Below are 18266 nucleotides of genomic sequence, written 5' to 3'. Positions count from 1 at the left end.
AAGGAGTGCAAAAGGTAAGAAGCTTTTTTTAATCCGCATAACCTCTTTGAAAAAATTTTTAAATTATTTTTCGCCTTTGCTTTTTATTTCAATTTCCGTTGAGTCTTTTCTCAATTGGGAGTGCAAACATAGCGCTGTTTCCCTAAATTCACAAGCATTGAACCCAAGAAAAATTCAAACTTTTACAATATTTTTTGCAGTGAATTAAAAATCAGGACTTTGCTTTTTTATAAAGCGGAACCGTGCTACAAGGCTCCCCATACATAATGGTCTTTGCCCTGCTTTGAACCAAGGAAACAATCCGCCCATAAGCAAAAAGTGGAATAGGAAAATCGGAACAACCTTTTACAATTACGGGCTTATCCTGAAACCTATCTAAGTCCAACTCTCCCAAACATTTTTCAGAAATCATCACTTCCAAAGCATCTAAGTCTCCAACTGCATATCCTTTTGAAACCGGAGTCAGGTAGGTAGACACTAACATAAATGCCCAATTTGGAACAATTGCATCCGCCGAACAGAGTATGGCAACCCACTTATCCTGATACTGGGACCAATCCAGCTCCTTCAGCGCGGCACGAAATTCCTTTTCTCTTAAAACCAATTCTTGATACAAAAAGGCTTTAAGTCAAAAATCACGCGCTCTTCCCGAGGATAAAACTCTTCCAAATCCAAAGACACAATTGTACTTTGTGCTACCCTGTTTACAATTTCACTCATGACATTAACAATGGATTCTTTTTTGACTTCAACACTTTAAATTCTTTCAAATAGTTTGGAACAAAATAAGCCAGATCTTCCAGCTCATTCTTTTGAAACTTTTCCCAAGCTATTTCTCCCACTTGTTTGGCCGAAATTCTATTCTCTAAAAAGACTGCATTGGGATGAGAAATCACCTCCTTTACCTTAGCAACAGCATCTCCTATAAAATATACTGGAGCTCTTTCTAAATATTTTTTAAAAGAAGACTCATCAATTACTTCGGCATCCAACTTTTCAATAGAATTCATCTCGGCATCAAACACCTCCCTATATACCTCCATCCTCCGAGCATCCAACATAGAAATCACCACTGCTGAGGAATCCAGATCATTCATGGCTCCTCTAGCCAAAGCTGCCAGGGTATTTACTCCTATTAAAGATTTGTTACCTGCAAAACATAAACCTTTTGCAGTAGACACTCCAATTCTTAATCCCGTATACGACCCAGGCCCTTCTGACACTGCCACTGCGTTTACTTCTTCAAGTTTCACCTGGCAGGTCTCCAATAATCCTTCTATCAAACCTAAGAGGCGCTCAGAATGTGCTCCAGGTAAATCTACTTCTTTCAGTCCTTGCAACACGCCATCCGCATGCAAGGCAACCGAACAAACAGGAGTCGATGTTTCTATGGATAAAATCAAAGCCATCATTACTTCGCCGAAGCAGTCAAGGTCTGCTGGTACTTTTCAGGAATGGACAGAAAATTTACAGCCTCTTTCACTGCAGGATCATCATTCAAGCTCGCTTCAATCATTCCCTCTTGGAAATAATAACGCGATACAATTTCCTCAGTCAAAATCTTTCTGATTTCCTTTTGATGATTGATTAAGTCCTGCTCTTTGCTATGGTGCACTTTCGTATTTATGGCTTCTATCTGGGCTTTAATTTCATCATAGTAAGTCTCCTTTTCTGCCAACTCAATTAAATCCTCGACCGATTTTTCCAGATAAGTTGTATAATCATACTCTTTACCATCTAGCCATTTCACAAACTGCTCATATTCTTCATCAGATATTGAAAAGTCTGAGGGGTTTGAAATCTCTGGATGAGAACGGGCGTATTGGGTAGCATAATCAAATATGTGACTTCTTGCTACTAGGCTATATGAAATAGGAGCATATTTCACTTTTTCAATTAACTCATCTGGCTCAATACCTGCTCCGTCCAATACTACCCTGCCATTTTTGGTCTTAAACTCTTTTCTCAAAGAATCAGGCACAGTAGTAATCTCCCCATTTTCCCTTGTTTGAGCATAGTCTATTGCCTGTATACATCTTCCACTTGGAATATAATATTTGGCAGTAGTGATTTTCATTTGGGAATTATAAGAAAGCGGTATGGTGGTTTGCACTAACCCCTTACCAAATGATTTTCTCCCGATCAACACTGCTCTATCATAATCCTGTAGCGCTCCTGCTACGATTTCTGAAGCGGAAGCGGAATTTTCATTTATCAACACCACCAATGGAATATCCTTATCCAACGGAGTCTTATTGGTTTTATAGGTGTAGTTTACGTTCTCAAGCTTACCTATTGTCTTTACGATGTCTTTCCCTTTTGGAATAAATAAGTTGACAATTTCTGCGGCCTCATTCACCAAACCTCCTGGATTGTCTCTCAAATCTAAAATCAAACGATCTACGCCTTGACCTTTCAAATCCAACAATGCATTTCTTACCTCGTTAGAAGCATTGGTAGTGAAATCAGATAACTTAATATATCCTGTGTGCTCATCCACCTTCCCATAAAAAGGCACATTCTTGATCACAATTTTTCTTCTGGTCAGATTAAAATTCAGGGTATCATCTCCTCTTTTAACTTGCACGAATACTTCTGTATTGGCCGGCCCTTTTAATAAAGATGAAACTTCGGAAGTAGGGATATCCGATACTGCTACAGTATCCACCTTCAGCAATTGATCAGCAATTTTCATCCCTACAGACTGAGCAGGAAAACCTGTATAGGGCATAATGACAATATTCCCTTCTCCTCTATTGCCGATCAAAGCGCCAACTCCTCCATATTCGCCGGTAGTCATCATTCTGAAATCATCGGATTCCTCTTCAGGAATATATGTCGTATAAGGATCCAACTCCTCCAACATCGCATTGATACCAATAGTCACTAGCTCATCTGGATCAATTTCATCCACGTAATAAGAATCCAATTCCCGAACCATGGTAGCGAAAATATCTATGTTCTTTGCGATCGCAAACAACTTATCGTTCTTGGTTGTAAATGCAAAAATCCTGAAAGGACAATTGCACCCAATAAGAATACGAGTAATGATTTTTTAAGCGTTTTATTCATGTCCTGAATGGTTAGCGTTTAGCTCTTTGACTAATCTGTGAAGTATTAGGATGGTTTTAGCTTGGATATCGTGGAATCCCATATCCTTGGGACCTACATATATCAATCCTAAAATTAATGCTTTATTATCTAAAGTCGAAAGCAGGTGTTTATTCAGCCTGTAGGCTTCTTTCATCCTTCTTTTGATGAAATTCCTATCTACGGCCTTTTTGATTTTCTTCTTGGAAACGGAGAAAAGTACCTTTGGGGTTCCATGTTCCCCCTGCTTTTTAACAAAAAATTGGACTTTAAATGGGAATAAAAAAAGAGGAACCTTCGTTAAAAAGTTCCTTGATTTCTTTTTCGGCATAAAGCCGTTCGCTTTTTGGAAGTTTATAATTCATCACAAGGAGTAAAACCGTATGTGAACATACGAAAACTACCTCAAAGAATTACTTCTTCAATGTCTTTTCAGATGACACAGATAATTTGTGTCTTCCTTTTGCTCTTCTGGCTTTCAATACTCTTCTACCGTTAGCAGAAGACATTCTTTCTCTAAAGCCGTGCTTATTTTTTCTTTTTCTGCGAGAAGGCTGGAATGTTCTTTTCATGATCGAATATCTTTATCTATTTGCTTCCTGAATATCCTCTCTGAGGAATAGGTCTCAAAAAGGACTGCAAAGATAAGTAGCATTTTTTGAAATACAAACCTACCCTATACATTTGTTAGACTCTAACCAGGTAATTATGTGCAAATATACAATAAGTTGTCCCAATCCAGCCTCCCAGTTTATATTAATTCAACTTGAAGTTAAAGCCCATTCAAGTCAAACTATTGAGCTTCAACTGCCCGCATGGCGCGCAGGGCGGTATCAACTGGCCAATTATGCGCAATACGTTCGAAGTTTTCAAATCAAAAATCAGAATCAAGAAAACATCCAATTTCAAAAACTGAGTAAAGATTGTTGGGCCTTTCAATCCGAAAAAATCATACTTACCTCGTGGAATATGAATTTTTCTGCGCAAGAATGGATGCAGGTGGGGCCTGGGTGGATGAAGAGCAAGTATATCTCAATTTCATAAACAGTTGTTTTGAAGTAAAAAGCCATGCACAAAACCTCATTGAATTAGAGTTAAACCTACCATCCTTTCAAAAAATCGTATGTACCATACCTAAAAACAAAGAAGGAAAACGGATCGCTGAAAACTTCCAAATGCTAGTAGATTCTACCCTATTGGCATCGAATAATGTGCAACATTGGACTTATGTAAGCACTGGTTCATTATTCCATATTTGGATTCAAGGAACCATTCATTTTGACATCAAGGCTTTCCTGGACAATTTTCAAAAATTCACAGATACCCAAATCAAGGATTTCGGTGAATTCCCCGAATCACAGTACCATTTTATTTTTCAATTGCTCCCCTATAAACATTATCATGGGGTAGAACACCAGAAAGGAACCGTTATTACGTTAGGCCCTGCAAAAGATCTTGTAGAAAATCTGAAAATGGAAGATCTTTTAGGAGTCAGTTCTCATGAGCTTTATCATGCTTGGAATGTCTGTAGAATCCGTCCAAAAGAACTTTTACCCTACGACTTTTCGAAGGAAACTTATACCCAAGCCGGTTGGCTCTTAGAAGGAATTACCACCTATATGGGTGATTTATACCTGCTGAAATCAGGAGTATATTCCCTGGAGGTATTTTTGAAACAGATTGAAAGCACCTTACAAAGGGAGGTCAACAACTTGGGTTGGAAGAATCAAAATATCCTAGAATCCAGCTTTGATCTATGGCTAGATGGCTATCAACCAGGAATCCCCGACCGAAAAGTAAACATCTATACACACGGAAGCTTGATCTGTTTTTGTTTGGATTTACTGCTGATCGAGGGGGAAGCAGTTTTCCTCAAGTCATGAAATTGGCTTGGCAACAATTCGGAAAACCAAGAAAAGGGTACAGTCAACCTGAATTTTGGAACTTAATCCTAAGCCAAACTTCAAAACCGGAAGTTTTCAAAACTTTCTATGAACGTTATATCTCTGGAAACGAGGATCTATTATCATACTTCTCAGAAAAAATCACCTGTTTAGGAATAGAATATGTCCAAAGACCAAATCCAGACCACTTGGCCGGAAAACTAGGGGTTTTAACCAACGACCATAAAATCGTCAAAGTCCATCCAGAGTCTCCGGCATTTGATAAACTGATGATAGGAGATCAAATTTCATTTGAAGAATCAGTATCTCACCTTGAAGTTAAGGTTGAACGTACGAATGGAAATCAATATGAATTCACATTTGAGTCTACGGAGAGGTATTTTCCTCAAATCAATTTAGCTATAGCTGAAGAGACTGATATCAGAAAAAATGGATGAACTAAAAAAAGGGCCGAATTGATTCGGCCCTTTTTTTAATTAATTAAAAGTCAGTCTCAGTCAGCGGAGGATTGATTTGCAAAGTTTCAATTTTAGCTTCCAAAGGCACTGGAAGCATTGGCGATTTCATCGTCCAGGACATCGGTATTAATACACCATTCTTTTCTTGGTAGTCGGAATAGAATGTATCACCGGCTTTTTCATTTTCATTTTTGATTTTCAAACCAGAATCCACAGAATAATAGTTGATCACTTTGGCTCCAGATGGATTTGATATGATCACTTTATATGCAGGAGTACCATCCACATCCTTCACACCATCCAATTGGATAGCATATCCCATTGCAGCATAATGTAGTTCAGGAATAAAAAAGGCATTCATTTTCGCTTCTTCATATTGTTCATCTGTCATTTCTATCGTTTGACCCTGAGCAGAGATAGAGCCTTTTCCATCCATCATGGTAGAACTTTGCATGACATTACCCATCACCATGGTTTTTTGGCCAAATCTCATATTGGCATCATCAAAAGTCATCGCTATTTGTACTGCATTGCCCATGACATCTGCAGCCATCACTAATTTTGCCGCTTTGATTTGGGAAACTGCCTCTTCTCCTCCAATAGCAGAAATATAGTTTTCCAACACTTTTTCAGCAGTCATGCTGGCATCAGCCATCTCAATTTCTTTGGCTGGATCTCCCATGTTATCATACATCCTTACTTCTCCAAACTGAGCAAGTTTGTCTTTAATCTCGGAACCATTCCCTACGGCTGTGATATACATTTTATCGGGCTGAATTAAATCCACCGCTGCTTTATTGATATCCTCCACCGTGTAGGAGTTCATTTTTTGAAGGTAGGTTGCATAATAATCTTTTGGAAGATTATAACGCTCTGTGTTCAATGCAAAATTGGCAATGGTCGAAGGACTCTCCAATGAACGGCCAAAGGAGCCTGCCAAATTAGACTTCGCTTTTTCCAATTCCTCTTCTGTAACCCCACTTTTAACCAACCTATCCAATTCATAAATAAATTGTACCACAGCGGAGTCCGTTACCTCTGTCCTTACAGCAGCATTCGCAGAAATCTCCCCGATTAATTTATCTGAGGAAATAGAGGAATAAGCACCATATGTATAGCCCTTATCCTCTCTTAGGTTCATAAATAGTCTAGAGGAAGATCCGCCTCCCAAAATCTGGTTTACCAGTCTACTTGAAATGTAATTCTCATCTCCGATTTTCAAATTCACAGGCTGTACTATATTGATATTAGTTTGTACAGAGGAACTTCTATCCACTAACCCTACCACATTTTCTTCCGGTCTTTCTGGCGTCTTATAAGTAAATGTTGGAACATCTCCTGGCTCCCATTTTGCAAAAAACTCATTCACTACTTTTTCAGCTTCAGCCTTATCCATATCTCCTACAATAGCCAAATAGGCAATATTGGGCTTGAAGAAAGTTTCGTAGTATTTCTTAATATCCTCAACAGTAATATTATTGATGGTTTCTTCAGTGGTCACTTCACCATATGGGTGATCTTTACCATATATCATAGCATTGACCAACCTTGAAGAAATAGCACCAGGATCATCTTTGCTGGTTGCCAAGGCAGTAAGGGATTGTTTTTTTAATTTATCAAGTTCCTCCTGTGGAAAAACTGGATTATAAAGCACATCGGCCATTAATTCCAAAATTTTTGACTGATGCTTTTTCAAGGAAGATGCAAAAATAGAAGTAGAACCTGCTGACAAACTTCCACCAATAAAGTCGACTTCCTCATCCAACTGGTCTTTGGTTCTTGTGGTCGTACCTCCCGTCATCATATCTCCCACAAAACCCGTAAGCCCGGCCTTGTCCCCTTCCAATAAAGGATCTCTTTCTAATACCAGTGTAAATGCTACTCGAGGAAGTTTATCATTTTGAACGACGAAGACTTTTAGTCCATTGTTCAAAGTGAAGGTTTCAGCCTCTCCTATTTTAATCTCCGGCGCAGGTCCTGATTTAGGAAATTGGCTTCTATCTAGCTGAGCAAAACTCACCGCAGCTATCATAAAACTTAATACAAAAGATATTGCTATTTTTTTCATGTCAATTGGAGTAATTAGGTGAAACAATTATTGAGCTGGTTGTTGAGCCTTTGGCAGATAATACAAAACCACTCTTCCCTTTAGGTCCAGATACTCCTTCGCTACACGTTGAATATCTTCTTTCGTCACCTTACTGTAAGCATCCATCACTTTGTTGATATAATTAGCATCTCCATAAATGGCATGTGCCTCTGCAAGATTTTCCGCAATACCTGCCATGGAAGAATTACTACTTACAATATTGTTTTCCATAATATTTTTCAGCTTCGTGAAATCCTGGTCGCTTAATCCTTCTTCTTGAACTTGTAAAATCAATTTATCTATTTCCGACTCTAGGTCTTTAGGTTCCACTCCCATATTCGCAATGCTATACATGATGAAAATTCCACCATCTTCCAATTCCAAAGGAATTGCAGCTACTACCAACGCTTTTTGTTGCTTATCCACCAACTCTTTGGTCATCAAAGAAGAGGCTCCTCCAGTCAAATAGGTAGATAGCATAGATAATGCATAGGAATCTTCATCTGTCTTAGGAGGAAGATTATAAGCTTGAATTACTGCTGGAATCTGAATATTGTCATAAATCACATCTCGGATTTCTTCTGTCTTCTTCGGCTCTTTTACATTAGGCCTATAAATCTCTTTCTTTCCCATAGGGATTTCTGAGAAATACTTTCTCACCCAGTCCTCTGTCTGTTTGTAATCAATATCCCCTGCAATGGTTAATATGGCATTATTAGGAACATAAAAATCTTTGTAAAACTGTTGGAATTCCTCAATGGAAGCAGCATTCAAATGCTCCATAGATCCAATTGGTGCCCATTGGTAAGGGTGCTTGGAATAGGCCCTTTTCAAGGTTTCTGGAAGAATCGTACCGTATGGTTGGTTCTCATATCGCTGCCGTCTTTCTTCCTTTACAACTTCACGTTGAGTCTCTACTCCTGTCTCATCCACTTTTGAATGAAGCATTCGCTCACTTTCCATATATAAAGCGAGTTCCAGTTCATTGGAAGGTAAAGATTCATAGTAATACGTAATATCATTGGATGTGTAGGCATTCAAGGTTCCTCCTCTTCCTTGGATGATATTCATATATTGGCCACGCTCGATGTTTTCAGATCCTTCAAACATGAGGTGTTCAAAGAAGTGAGCAAAGCCTGTTCGTTCTGGATTTTCATTTTTGGATCCTACATGATACAAAACGGAAGTCACCACAATAGGTGTACTTTGATCCTGATGCATGATCACGTGCAATCCATTCTCTAAATCAAATTCTTTGAATTCAATTTTGTTTTGGGCAAAAGCAGGAATACTCAGAATTCCGGCCAACATGCCTAAAGCGGTAAATTTTCTCATTGTAAAAAGATGGGGTTATTAAATTCTGTGTATTGTTTCAATCGAGTTTTAATTAAAAAGGTTTAAATGTTCAAATGCGAACACTAAAATGGATATTTTCTTGTCAGGGCTCCCTAATTTAAAACATTCTACTAAAAAATAAGATATAGTTGAATTCTTGAAACATCTGGTGTTAAAGAATAATAAAAAAACCGGGTCAAAAAACATAACCCGGTCTGTATTTTCAAGGATTCAAGCGATTCAGAATATCCTTTGCTTGATGCCATTCAAGTCTTGGACCAAATTGGCTTACAATTTTTGAGCTGGCCATAGAAGCTAATTTACCAGAGGAAGCATAACTATGTCCATTGGTAATACCATACATAAATGCCCCCGCAAACATATCTCCGGCTCCATTGGTATCTATTGCCGTAGTTTCATAGGGTTCAATATCAATGAAGGTATCACCGTCAAAAATCATGGCTCCATTTTTACCTTGGGTAATCACAAAGTGTTTAGCCACTTTTTTCAACTCTTCCCTGGCTTCCAAAAGATTATCCTTCCCCGTAAAAATCATGGCTTCTTCTTCATTGGTGAAAAGCATATCTACACTCGCACCAATCACCTCAGTCATAGGCTCTTTAAAATACTTGACCATAGCAGGATCAGAAAAAGTCAAAGCCACCTTCACACCATTTTCCTCCGCGATTTTCTTAGCATGTTTCATCGCTTGCTTTCCATTTTCGGAAGTGATCAAATAACCTTCTATATAAAGGTATTTCGATCTTTAATTGCCGATTCATTCACATCCTCTTTCGAATAAGTCTGCGTAATGCCCAAGAAGGTGTTCATCGTACGCTCCGCGTCTTCCGTAACCATCACCAAACATTTCCCTGTGATCCCTTCCACTAGATTGCTTTCATTGAGGTTATGGTTGACCCCCGCATTTTTCATGTCATTCATATAAAAATGCCCCAACTCATCATTGGCGACTTTGCATGAATAATAACTCTTTCCGCCAAATTGACTAATTGCGATCACTGTATTACCAGCAGATCCTCCACATTGCTTTTTTGCTTGTTGGGTGTCAATTACCTGCATGAGTTCATTTTGTCTATCCTCATCCACCAGGGTCATCAATCCTTTTTCCACCCCATTGGCTTCAAAAAATTGGTCGGTTACCTTAAACTCAATATCTACTAAGGCATTTCCTATGCCCGTCACGTCGTATTTCTTCATTATTATAGTTGGAAAGTTTTTTTGAATTTCAAGTTTGATGAGCTTCTACAGTCAAAGCTCACGAGTTGCTTTTCTTTTTGATTCCTAGAGGCAATCAATCAAATATCTTATGTCGTTCAAATGGCTTTGTTCTATCAAACAAATATCGATAAGTATGATGTGTTTTATAGATTTCAGCCAATAACTGTTCACAAACACGCATCATCTTAGGGTTGAAGTCACCTATCCAATTCATCTCAATGGTCTTATAAGGGAATGAAGGCTGATTGCTCATTTTATCATAAGCAATGATCATCGCACTTTCTACCCCTTTACCTTGATGTTCTGGAACTACTCCAAATACCAAACCCAGCATTTTATTGGGTGGAGAGAATGTTTTATACCAAAGGAATTTCAATTTTCCCAGTAAATCCATTTTCCCGTTAACATGTTTAAAAATCTGGTTGATTTCAGGAATTTGGATGAACATTGAAACCGGTTCTCCTTTGTAAAATCCAAAATAGATCAACTTGGGATCTAAAATAGGTTTCATTTTAGAGAACATCAGTTGTGTTTCTTTTAAAGCAAGGGTCTTTCCCATATGTCGAGCCCAAGCTTTATTATACACTGTGTTAAAGTATTCGGGGGCTTTTTCCTGAAGCTCCTTCCCCTTAATGTATCTGAATTCATAATCTGGATCCGCAATGATCTGGTTGGCCCTTTTGATCATTTTATCATCAAAACCAAGATTCTGAACTGGCCTCATATAGGTGTATTGCTTGAAATAAATCTGAAAGCCGTAATTCTCAAAAATTCCTGATAATAGGCAAAATTCCAAGGCATGTTATAGTTTGGTTCAGAAAATCCATCCACCAAAAGCCCCCACCATTTATCTCGCTCCCCAAAATTGATCGGCCCATCCATGGCTTCCATTCCTTCACTTTCCAACCAAGCTTTTGCTGTGTCAAAAAGTAAAAATGCAGCCTCTTGGTTTTGAATACATTCGAAAAATCCCAAACCACCTGTAGGCTGTTTTTCTTTCATCTTTGGATTGATGAAAGCGGCAACCCTTCCTATAGTATGCCCTTTTTCATCCTCCAAAAGCCACCTTTTAGCTTTAGCTCCTTTCCTAAATAGTTTGTTTGTTTCAGGATGAAAAAGTCCTTCAATATCAGCATCCAGTGGCCTAATCCAGTTTTTTTCGTTTTTATAAAGCCTTACAGCCATCGCAATAAATTCCTTTTGATGGGCTGCAGTGGTTACTTCGATTAACTTCATTCAGGTGATTTTAGTCTGCTAAATTAGCTAGATCAGGTGAAAGGGCAAAAAATCAAATGTCATACTGCTTTTGGAGAAGTAGTATAACCTGACTCGCAGTCTTGCTTCTCCAGAAGAAGGAACAAATGAATCAAGAACCAAATCCAACTAAAATCGACACCCATATATGTTTTAAAAGCTGCTTCAGGAGAACCATCAAATCGCGAAAATAATCACTATCAATAAACAGTTCTCAAGGGAGCAAACATTGAGAACTTGCTATAAGCCGTCCCGAGAGCATCATTACCATTTTTTAGGATTGAATGATTGGTTCGAAGAGCCTCTGCTGTATTAGTACCAGTTACAAATTTTGATTCTGGTTTATATACTATTTGATCAATGATTTCACCTTCAAAACTGTAGAAGTTCCAAGTTCCTATTCGTTCCGATGATTCGATTCTTCCTGAGGAGGAAAGTCTATCTGAACCAGGGAAATAGAAGCTCCACCTTCCATTTATTTCTCCTTTCGACACTTTTCCTTTCGCTTTAATAAAGCCTTGATCATCATAAAAAATAAGTTGCCCGTTCCCCTTCTTGACCAAATATTCATTTTTAAGCCCTGCTCCTTGCTGGAGTGCTATTACAGAAATAAGCTTTCCTCCTTTATAATTTTCAACTTGCACTTGGTTTCCTGCGGTATCGCTCACTAACCACCTTCCTTCTTTCAGGCCTTTTTCATAATTCCCCTTCCTGTAATATCCTATCATAACCTCTAATTCCTCAATCCATTCCCCATTCCGAACCCCTCTTCAAGATTTCCACGGAATTCAATGTTTTTATCAGGATCAAAGGATACCCATTCCCCTGTTGGAACATCATCTTGAAAGGTTCCCTTTTCCTTTAGTTCACCATCCTGAAAAAATGATTGATAGACTCCTTCTTTTTTGCCATTTGAGAAAGAAAGTTTCGACTCTATCCGCCCATCTGAATCATAATAAACTGCTTCACCCTCAGCCAATCCTTCAACATAGGAAATAGATGATTTCACTTGACCATTCTCATAATACTCATGCCACTCCCCTTCCTTTTTTCCTCTTTCCAATCTCCCGGCGTATTCCAGCTCGCCATTTTCATAAAATTCCTTGAATTCCTTTGTCAATACTCCATTTTCAAATATGCCAAGGGTTTTAATCGCTCCACTAGGATAATTTTCCTGAAAAATCCCATCAGGGACATCATTTATAAAATTGATTACATAAGCAGGCATCTCCTGATTGAAATATTTTTGAAGACATCAGGATCCGCTTCGTTAAAATTAGAATCATTGGATAAAACTGGGTTGGCTTTGGAATAAACTTTCCATTCTCCTGATTTTTTCCCTCGACCAGATTACCTACTCCAATGAGATTATCATTCCCGAAATAAAAATATGCTTGCTCCTCTGGAGTCTGTAATAAGAAACTCAAAAGGATGGAAAGAACTATGTTTACCATGGGGATAAGGTTTTAAAAAGATTTAAATTAAAAAACTCTTTTCAGTATTTAAAACACCTTAATGTTAATAAGTTACGACATTTCTCTATGAAGGTTTTCTACTACACGTTATGCTGCTTCTACAAAACCAAGGCTAAAATGAAGCTAAAACCAAATCCAAATGATTATTTCTCTTATTACTGTGATCCCACCTAATGTCATTAAGCAGTAGATAATAGTATTTCTCTTGAATTTATGCCCGTAATTAAACTTGTGAAAGCCCACTTTATCTGGAAGAATAACCTTTCGGTATAAATAAACACCTATTCCAATTAGGATTAATCCGACTAAAATCAACATAATTTATTTTTCCTGCTGCTTTTGGAGAAAATTACAATTTAACTAAAAACTAAAAATGCTGCTTCTAGAGAAGCAGCATAACAATTATTACCCCGTTTTTTAGGAAGCGGGATTCTGCCTATTCGACTACATCTCCATACAAATCAAACTCTGTCGCCTCGTTGATTTTCACATGGACAAAATCTCCCACTCGGCAATAATGTTTCGATGCATCGATCAGGACTTCATTATCCACTTCTACTGAATCATATTCTGTACGGCCTACGAAATGCCCGCCTTCTTTCTTATCTATTAGAACTTTGAACGTCTTTCCGACTTTATCCTGATTCAATTCAAAAGATATTTGCTCCTGAATCTCCATCAGGTGGTTTGCCCGCTCTTGCTTCACTTCCTGCGGAATATTATCCTCCATAGAGAAGGCATGCGTATTCTCTTCATGAGAATAGGTAAAGACTCCTAAGCGTTCAAATTTCATTCGCTCGACAAAATCCACCATTTCTTGGTATTCTTTCTCTCCCTCTCCTGGATGGCCAGCAATTAGGGTAGTTCGAATTGCGATATCAGGAAGAATATCACGAATACTATGAATCAAATCCTCTTGCTTCTGACGTGTGGTACCTCTGCGCATGGCTTTCAATACCTCTGTAGAGCCATGTTGAAGCGGAATATCTAGGTAATTACAAATATTATCACGCTCTTTCATCACTTCGATGACGTCCATCGGGAAGCCTGTTGGATAGGCATAATGAAGTCGAATCCAATCAATACCATTCACATCAGAAAGCCTGCGCATCAATTCTGCTAGATTTCTCTTTTTATACAGATCCAAACCATAATAGGTTGAATCCTGTGCTATCAGTAGTAATTCCTTTGTGCCTCCAGCCGCTTTGTGCTCCGCCTCTTTTACTAATTCCTCAATCGGTCTTGAAATATGACCACCACGCATTAATGGAATCGCGCAAAAAGAACACGGTCTATCACAGCCTTCAGAAATCTTCATGTAGGCATAATGAGACGAATGAGTCAATAATCTCTCCCCTACCAATTCATGCTTGTAATCTGCTTTGAACTTCTTCAATATGGCTGGAAGATCACGGGTTCCAAAAAATGCATCCACTTGAGGAATCTCTTTCTCCAAATCATCTTTGTAGCGCTGAGAAAGACATCCCGTTACATATACTTTATCCACTAAGCCTTGCTCTTTGGCATCGACATACTGTAAAATCGTATCAATCGACTCCTGCTTTGCATTGTCAATAAACCCACAGGTGTTGATGATGACAATATTATTATCATCGGCATTGGATTCATGACTTGCATTGATCCCATTCCCTTTGAGTTGGGTGAGTAGCACTTCCGAATCTACCAGATTCTTGGAGCAACCCATGGTAATGATATTAACCTTGTCTTTTTTAAGAGTTCTAGCTTTCACGGATTTCCTTCATTTTTGAAGCTGCAAAGGTAGGCAAAAAAGTAGCTCTGTACTTTTTTGAATTTAAAATTTAAGAATTTGAGCAATCAAATGAACTTAAGCTTGAAGCACTTAACTTGTAAGAAGTCCAGGGTACTGATTTTTAATTATCTATTTTAAATTCATTCAATACCCTGTGATCTCTTTGAGTAGCTCAAAAATTCTTTTTCCGTTCGGAGTTGATTCCCCAATCAACTGGTACGCTTTGGTAACCTGCTTCAAATCCCTCATCCTTCATCCGATAATCAAAAATCCCCAAGAAGCATAAGCAGCGGTAGCAGCGGTAAAGTTGTTCAGTTCCTGATCAAATTCAAAATGATCATCTTCATTGTATACAATAGGCTGGTTGGCATACCCCTTTACCTTTCTTGTGGCTTCCACTTGGGCGGTAATGTTTTTAGGATCTTTCACCCCATTCCCATGAAGCAAAATAAAATCGGCTGACTGGACCACATTTTCTTTTGGCACCGTACCTCCCCCATAACTGGTACTCACTAGTAATCGGCGTCCATTCCACCTCCTATTTTTCACCAAATCAATCAATTCATGAACTCGGTCGGGCTGTAGGATTTCATGGTCATACCTGACATTGCATTCATTATTGACTTCAATTAACACATTTTGATAGCCTTTTTCAAAATCCAGTCCACCGCATTTTCCACGGCATGAATTACCGCTTGTTCATCCTGAAGACCTTCATCCTGACCGAAGTAAAATAATCCCACAATGGGTACCATTTCCAGTTCATCGGCTTTGTCCAGTATTTTTTCCAATCGATTGAAATAGGCTTCTCTTAATTCTCCTTTTTCCGTAAATGCCGAATTGATCCAAGGTTGGTTTTGCGAATACCCAAATGGACTCCCCCTGTAGATTGATCGTAAAGGAAAGAAGACCATAGGATTTCCAAATGGGCATCTGTTCTACGAACTCCCGAGTATTTCTATCCGGATCCCAAATTTGAGTATCAGGATATTCCCAGTTTTCGATGGTTTCTGGATTGAGGTCATCAAATACTCCTTGAACCATTCTTGAGTTCATCAGTAAGCCTTCTATTTTATTTCCTTTCCAAACTCTTCCTGGATAGGTGGGCTGATCATTGATCAAAAATTGATTTCCTTTTATTTCCACCTTGGTATTCCTCGTTGACTGAGCAAAAGAACAAACTGAGAAAATGGACAATAAAAAGATGCTAAGTAGGGTCAGGTTGATTCTCATGGATTTAAGATAATTCAAAAATGCAAAGTCCGCAACAATGCTTCTGAGCGGGATTTATCCTTATGTTATCTGTTATCACTTTATTCTACAGCTCAAATTCAGGAATTTACCCAATAATCACTATTAAAACCGCCCCAATATTACCCATAAATTACGGATTTAACTTTTTGATAAAAGAACCTTAACGCATCATTTCGTAGTAGGAGAAATCCATTTCCTAATTTTGAAACATACAGCAAACACTTTTTAACTCCTTGCATTTATTTTTTATGCCCCGAATAATTTTCGGGGCATTTTTTATGCAAATGCTTGGAAAGAAACTTTGGTGAATTCATGCCATCCTGTACCTTAGATAGGAAATCCAATGACCATGGAAACAGCAACCAATCAAGCACCTTGCCTGACTTTTGACAAGAAAAACTATTCTGACGAATTTCTCCTTTCACTCTATGAATCTTTAATCAAACCTAGAAGGATTGAAGAAAAAATGCTCATTCTTCTTCGCCAAGGAAAAATCTCCAAATGGTTTAGTGGCTGGGGACAAGAAGCTATTTCTATAGGGGCTGTCCATGCACTTGATTCTCAGGAGTTCATTTTGCCCATGCACCGAAACTTGGGTATTTTTACTGGGAGAGACATCCCTTTGGAAAGACTATTCGCCCAATTTCAAGGGAAGCTTTCTGGCTTTACTAAGGGGCGTGATCGTTCCTTTCACTTTGGAAGCTTAGATCATCACATCGTAGGTATGATTTCTCATTTAGGGCCTCAAATGGCGATTGCCGATGGAATTGCGCTGGCGCATAAGCTCTCGGATGAACCGAAAGTCACCCTCGTGTTTACAGGAGATGGAGCAAGTTCGGAAGGTGATTTTCATGAAGGCTTGAATGTAGCTGCAGTATGGAAACTCCCGGTCATCTTCTTGGTAGAACATAATGGATATGGATTATCAACGCCGAGCGAAGAGCAGTTTGCCTTTAAGAATTTTACTGAAAAGGGACCAGGTTATGGAATGGAGGCCATTCGAGTACAGGGAAATAATGTTTTGGAAGTTTACGACACCATCCTAAAGCTTGCGGAGGATATACGGAAAAACCCAAGACCAATTTTAGTAGAAGCAATCACTTTCCGGATGCGTGGGCATGAAGAGGCCTCTGGAACCAAATATGTCCCCTCTCAACTGATGGAGAATTGGAGCAAATTGGATCCGGTAGAAAATTACGAAAACTATCTCGAGGAAACTGGAATCCTATCTGAGAAGGTCAAAGATCAAATCAATAAAAAAGTAAAAAAGGAGATCAACGATGCACTGGAAATCGCTTTTGAAGAAGCTCCGATTTCGCCTTCTTTGGAATTTGAATTACAGGATGTCTATGCTCCCTTTATTCAAGAAGTTGTAAATCCTAAAAAAGGAGCTCCTACCTCCGAAAAAGATTGGTTGATGCGATCAGTGACAGTCTTCGTGAATCCATGATAAAATTCCCAAAACTAATTTTAATGGGTCAAGATATTGGAGAATATGGAGGTGTTTTCAAAATCACAGATGGTTTTAAAAAGAGTTTGGAGCAGAACGTGTCAGAAACACACCTTTGTGCGAAAGCGCTATTATTGGAGCAGGCTTAGGATTGGCTATCAATGGATACAAAGCCATGGTGGAAATGCAGTTTGCGGACTTTGTCTCTGTAGGATTCAACCAAATTGTCAACAATTTGGCAAAAATACATTACCGATGGGGGCAACAAGCGGATGTGGTAGTCCGAATGCCTACAGGCGCAGGAATGGCGGCAGGGCCATTTCATAGCCAATCCAATGAAGCTTGGTTTTTTCATACACCTGGCTTAAAGATCGTGTACCCTTCCAATCCATACGATGCCAAAGGTCTACTCAATGCTGCTTTCGAAGACCCAAATCCATATTTGTATTTTGAGCATAAAGGACTTTACCGATCCATCAGTGAATCCATACCTGATGAGTATTATACAGTAGAAATTGGAAAAGCGAACCTTATCAAGAAAGGAGACCAAGTTTCTATTATTACTTATGGTATGGGGGTCCATTGGGCAACAGCAGCCGTTTCTGAACTAGAAATAGATGCAGATATTTTAGACCTCAGAACGCTTTTGCCTTGGGATAAAGAAGCAGTGAGAGAAACTGTAAAAAAGACAGGCAAAGTAATCTTCTTGCAGGAAGATTGTTTGACGGGTGGCATAGGAGCAGAGATTTGTGCATGGATTTCTGAGCATTGTTTCACCTATTTAGATGCCCCAGTTATGCGGGAGGGAAGCTTGGATACTCCTGTTCCTTTTTCTCCTAATCTTGAAAAACAGTTTTTGCCAGTAGAGAGATTTAGGAAAAAATTAAATGACCTGATTACATTTTAGTTGAATTCCCTTTTCTAGTTCGTTGAATCTAAGGATATTT

Annotated in this window: 15 protein-coding genes and 5 pseudogenes; 4 read left to right on the top strand and 16 right to left on the bottom strand. The window is 38.7% G+C overall.

Annotated features, from left to right (window positions below):
• Nucleotides 1-211: 211 nt before the first annotated feature.
• From V8V91_RS20190 to rpmH, 5 genes and pseudogenes are all read right to left on the bottom strand, one after another.
• Nucleotides 212-720, bottom strand: a pseudogene (locus V8V91_RS20190) (DUF2480 family protein).
• The gene (gene tsaB / locus V8V91_RS20185) at nt 717-1412 is read right to left on the bottom strand and encodes a tRNA (adenosine(37)-N6)-threonylcarbamoyltransferase complex dimerization subunit type 1 TsaB (protein ID WP_373396938.1); all 696 of its coding nucleotides are present in this window, start codon (nt 1410-1412) and stop codon (nt 717-719) included. The pseudogene V8V91_RS20190 and the gene tsaB overlap by 4 nt, the downstream one beginning before the upstream one ends.
• Entirely contained in the window at nt 1412-2980 is a 1569-nt protein-coding gene (locus tag V8V91_RS20180; protein WP_373396937.1) for a S41 family peptidase, read from the bottom strand. Before V8V91_RS20180 ends, tsaB begins: the two co-directional genes overlap by 1 nt.
• An 84-nt stretch (nt 2981-3064) precedes the next feature.
• A complete protein-coding gene (gene rnpA / locus V8V91_RS20175; protein ID WP_373396936.1) occupies nt 3065-3421 on the bottom strand; it encodes a ribonuclease P protein component in 357 nt (118 codons plus the stop codon).
• A gap of 82 nt (nt 3422-3503) precedes the next feature.
• Nucleotides 3504-3662, bottom strand: coding sequence for a 50S ribosomal protein L34 (gene rpmH, locus V8V91_RS20170; RefSeq protein WP_074226946.1), 159 nt, complete (start codon nt 3660-3662; stop codon nt 3504-3506).
• Nucleotides 3663-3798: 136 nt separating this feature from the next.
• Between rpmH and V8V91_RS20165 the strand changes: the two are divergent.
• The 3 genes and pseudogenes from V8V91_RS20165 to V8V91_RS20155 all read left to right on the top strand — a co-directional run.
• Nucleotides 3799-4235, top strand: a pseudogene (locus V8V91_RS20165) (M61 family peptidase); the annotation flags it as partial.
• Between the two features lie 30 nt (nt 4236-4265).
• Nucleotides 4266-4973, top strand: a complete 708-nt coding sequence (locus V8V91_RS20160) for a hypothetical protein (protein ID WP_373400761.1) — start codon at nt 4266-4268, stop codon at nt 4971-4973.
• Nucleotides 4970-5431 carry a hypothetical protein gene (locus tag V8V91_RS20155; RefSeq protein WP_373396935.1) on the top strand — a complete coding sequence of 154 codons (462 nt, stop codon included), beginning with the start codon at nt 4970-4972 and terminating at the stop codon, nt 5429-5431. Before V8V91_RS20160 ends, V8V91_RS20155 begins: the two co-directional genes overlap by 4 nt.
• 43 nt (nt 5432-5474) lie before the next feature.
• Here V8V91_RS20155 and V8V91_RS20150 read toward each other — a convergent pair whose 3' ends face one another.
• From V8V91_RS20150 to V8V91_RS20100, 11 genes and pseudogenes are all read right to left on the bottom strand, one after another.
• Entirely contained in the window at nt 5475-7520 is a 2046-nt protein-coding gene (locus V8V91_RS20150; RefSeq protein ID WP_373396934.1) for a M16 family metallopeptidase, read from the bottom strand.
• A gap of 27 nt (nt 7521-7547) precedes the next feature.
• Nucleotides 7548-8876, bottom strand: a complete 1329-nt coding sequence (locus tag V8V91_RS20145; RefSeq protein ID WP_373396933.1) for a M16 family metallopeptidase — start codon at nt 8874-8876, stop codon at nt 7548-7550.
• 223 nt (nt 8877-9099) lie between these two features.
• Nucleotides 9100-10094 (bottom strand): annotated as a pseudogene (locus V8V91_RS20140) (adenosine kinase).
• Nucleotides 10095-10188: 94 nt separating this feature from the next.
• Nucleotides 10189-11351 (bottom strand): annotated as a pseudogene (locus tag V8V91_RS20135) (hypothetical protein).
• A 218-nt stretch (nt 11352-11569) separates the two neighbouring features.
• Complete coding sequence (locus tag V8V91_RS20130) at nt 11570-12097, bottom strand: hypothetical protein (RefSeq protein WP_373396932.1); 528 nt, start codon at nt 12095-12097, stop codon at nt 11570-11572.
• 5 nt (nt 12098-12102) lie between these two features.
• Entirely contained in the window at nt 12103-12597 is a 495-nt protein-coding gene (locus V8V91_RS20125; protein WP_373396931.1) for a hypothetical protein, read from the bottom strand.
• On the bottom strand, nt 12566-12823 hold the full coding sequence (locus V8V91_RS20120; protein ID WP_373396930.1) for a hypothetical protein: 258 nt from the start codon (nt 12821-12823) through the stop codon (nt 12566-12568). The genes V8V91_RS20125 and V8V91_RS20120 overlap by 32 nt, the downstream gene beginning before the upstream one ends.
• Before the next feature lie 457 nt (nt 12824-13280).
• Nucleotides 13281-14594, bottom strand: coding sequence for a 30S ribosomal protein S12 methylthiotransferase RimO (gene rimO / locus V8V91_RS20115; RefSeq protein WP_373396929.1), 1314 nt, complete (start codon nt 14592-14594; stop codon nt 13281-13283).
• 273 nt (nt 14595-14867) lie between these two features.
• Nucleotides 14868-15251 carry a hypothetical protein gene (locus V8V91_RS20110; RefSeq protein WP_373396928.1) on the bottom strand — a complete coding sequence of 128 codons (384 nt, stop codon included), beginning with the start codon at nt 15249-15251 and terminating at the stop codon, nt 14868-14870.
• A complete protein-coding gene (locus V8V91_RS20105) occupies nt 15245-15406 on the bottom strand; it encodes a hypothetical protein (RefSeq protein ID WP_373396927.1) in 162 nt (53 codons plus the stop codon). The genes V8V91_RS20110 and V8V91_RS20105 overlap by 7 nt, the downstream gene beginning before the upstream one ends.
• Nucleotides 15378-15848 carry a hypothetical protein gene (locus V8V91_RS20100; RefSeq protein WP_373396926.1) on the bottom strand — a complete coding sequence of 157 codons (471 nt, stop codon included), beginning with the start codon at nt 15846-15848 and terminating at the stop codon, nt 15378-15380. The genes V8V91_RS20105 and V8V91_RS20100 overlap by 29 nt, the downstream gene beginning before the upstream one ends.
• A gap of 370 nt (nt 15849-16218) precedes the next feature.
• On the opposite strand from V8V91_RS20100, the pseudogene V8V91_RS20095 reads away from it, so the two are divergent.
• Nucleotides 16219-18226: pseudogene (locus V8V91_RS20095) on the top strand (thiamine pyrophosphate-dependent enzyme).
• Nucleotides 18227-18266: the final 40 nt, after the last annotated feature.

It is taken from the genome of Algoriphagus halophilus (assembly GCF_041729275.1).
Lineage (GTDB): Bacteria > Bacteroidota > Bacteroidia > Cytophagales > Cyclobacteriaceae > Algoriphagus > Algoriphagus halophilus_A.
This window is presented reverse-complemented; position numbering and strand designations above follow the sequence as displayed.

Excerpts from the sequence above, each read along its gene's own strand:
- tsaB (WP_373396938.1), bottom strand. The coding sequence starts at position 1,412 with ATGATGGCTTTGATTTTATCCATAGAAACATCGACTCCTGTTTGTTCG.
- rnpA (WP_373396936.1), bottom strand. The coding sequence starts at position 3,421 with ATGCCGAAAAAGAAATCAAGGAACTTTTTAACGAAGGTTCCTCTTTTT.
- rpmH (WP_074226946.1), bottom strand. The coding sequence starts at position 3,662 with ATGAAAAGAACATTCCAGCCTTCTCGCAGAAAAAGAAAAAATAAGCAC.
- V8V91_RS20160 (WP_373400761.1), top strand. The coding sequence starts at position 4,266 with ATGCTAGTAGATTCTACCCTATTGGCATCGAATAATGTGCAACATTGG.
- V8V91_RS20155 (WP_373396935.1), top strand. The coding sequence starts at position 4,970 with ATGAAATTGGCTTGGCAACAATTCGGAAAACCAAGAAAAGGGTACAGT.
- V8V91_RS20150 (WP_373396934.1), bottom strand. The coding sequence starts at position 7,520 with ATGAAAAAAATAGCAATATCTTTTGTATTAAGTTTTATGATAGCTGCG.
- V8V91_RS20145 (WP_373396933.1), bottom strand. The coding sequence starts at position 8,876 with ATGAGAAAATTTACCGCTTTAGGCATGTTGGCCGGAATTCTGAGTATT.
- V8V91_RS20130 (WP_373396932.1), bottom strand. The coding sequence starts at position 12,097 with ATGATAGGATATTACAGGAAGGGGAATTATGAAAAAGGCCTGAAAGAA.
- V8V91_RS20125 (WP_373396931.1), bottom strand. The coding sequence starts at position 12,597 with ATGCCTGCTTATGTAATCAATTTTATAAATGATGTCCCTGATGGGATT.
- V8V91_RS20120 (WP_373396930.1), bottom strand. The coding sequence starts at position 12,823 with ATGGTAAACATAGTTCTTTCCATCCTTTTGAGTTTCTTATTACAGACT.
- V8V91_RS20100 (WP_373396926.1), bottom strand. The coding sequence starts at position 15,848 with ATGAGAATCAACCTGACCCTACTTAGCATCTTTTTATTGTCCATTTTC.